At 33.1% G+C, this 1517-nt stretch carries 3 protein-coding genes; 2 read left to right on the plus strand and 1 reads right to left on the minus strand.

Annotated elements, in window-relative coordinates; translation table 11 throughout:
• Positions 1–107: linear amide C-N hydrolase (locus tag Q0977_RS18230; protein ID WP_299516630.1), on the minus strand; the 107-nt coding region annotated here is incomplete at its 3' end.
• A gap of 434 nt (positions 108–541) precedes the next feature.
• On the opposite strand from Q0977_RS18230, the gene Q0977_RS18235 reads away from it, so the two are divergent.
• Positions 542–1018: a hypothetical protein gene (locus Q0977_RS18235; protein WP_299516624.1), complete on the plus strand. Its 477-nt coding sequence runs from the start codon at positions 542–544 to the stop codon at positions 1016–1018.
• Between the two features lie 16 nt (positions 1019–1034).
• Positions 1035–1280, plus strand: a complete 246-nt coding sequence (locus tag Q0977_RS18240; protein ID WP_015509962.1) for a hypothetical protein — start codon at positions 1035–1037, stop codon at positions 1278–1280.
• Positions 1281–1517 lie beyond the last annotated feature (237 nt).

A 1517-nucleotide genomic window follows, 5' to 3' on the forward strand; every position in this document is an offset into this window, starting at 1 on the left:
TGATAATTTCTCGGAGTAATGGTCACCACTTCTTTATAAGAAACATCGTAATCAAAATTTCTGCCAAAATAATGATCCTTCGTTACATACGTTAGCGCAGTACACATCCTAATTCCTCCTAAAATAAGTTTTTACACCTTTAATTTACTCCTATCGCATTTTTTTAACAAGTAAAACGGAAGAAATATTAATAAAAAAATAGTTAGATATATTATGATTGTTTTAATACTACAAAACAACAAAAATCAGCTACCTTGAAAGTCCTCCCATCGATGAAAGCGTAAATTTATTCAAATTTAACAACATTATCACGTATACATTGTTAAATAATGATTAAAAATCGGAATATTTCTTTATTTAAGAAGTGCTTAAATGTAAAATAGATAGAGTATTAGGAAAGAATGGTAACCGTTCTTTTTTTACAATACAAAAATACTAATTCATCGAAAATTATAAAAAGAAATTATAGTTTTCTTTGAACAAAGGGGATAAACAAATGAAAAAGACTCTATTTGGATTTGTGTTGGTAACGGCCTTATTTATGGCTGGCTGCTCGAGTGAAGACGCGGAAAGTGATACTGTCGAATCCTCACAACAAACAACAGAAACCACGACGGCGCCATCTGAAGATGATGAAGAGATAGATGATTCAGACGAAACTGATGATTCTGATGCCGACATCAGTGAAAGTTCTGAAGAAGAAACTGACAGCGAAGCGAATCAAGTGTCTGCTGACGATCTAGAAGTACAACTTGAAAAATTATCCGATACGTACGCTGAAATGATTGCAGAAGTTGAGGGTTATATTGCGAATCCTGACACGTATGACTTAACAGCCTACACCTCTATCATGCGCAATTATACTGATTTGATGAGAGAATTACAAACGACTACAGAAGCAATTGAAGATGCTGATTTAGGTGACGGTTGGGCCTATCACGATATCTATATGGATATTTTGGAGGACTCTGTAAAACTAACAGAAGCTTTCGGTAATTTACCAGAAATGCAGCCATAATTAAAGGAGAAATGCGATGAAAAAAGTACTAATCAAACTGGTACGAATCTTAAGCATTATCGCGATTATTTTAAATGTGATAGGCACTTCTGCTCTGTTTTATATTGCTCACACTCATAATTTACTGGGATTTATGATTCAAACTTGGCAAAATAATCCATTAAATTTTAGTAATTCAGATGTGCTGATAATCAATAATGCGATTATATTTTTGGTGATTCCAATTTTACTTTTAACTTTCGTGAAAAATCCCAAAAAATAATCTTTCGTGGCTCCTCGAGCCGTAAACTTTAAAAGCAAAATCGTTTGTCCATCGATTTTGCTTTTTTTCTTTACCTTTCATTTAGAAAGTTTAAAATTCTTTAAAAAGCACAAAGTAAATATTGTAAGCGATTGCTAAAATAGGAAAACCTGCTATACTGTAAGTGTAAGGAGCAAGGATTCCCAGTAAAGCAGACGAAGCAGGTTCTGCAAGAAAAGAATTGTTGTCAACTTAGAA

This window comes from uncultured Rummeliibacillus sp., assembly GCF_934216135.1.
Lineage (GTDB): Bacteria > Bacillota > Bacilli > Bacillales_A > Planococcaceae > Rummeliibacillus.

Coding starts and splice junctions, on each gene's coding strand:
- Q0977_RS18240 (WP_015509962.1), top strand. CDS start 1,035: ATGAAAAAAGTACTAATCAAACTGGTACGAATCTTAAGCATTATCGCG.
- Q0977_RS18235 (WP_299516624.1), top strand. CDS start 542: ATGGCTGGCTGCTCGAGTGAAGACGCGGAAAGTGATACTGTCGAATCC.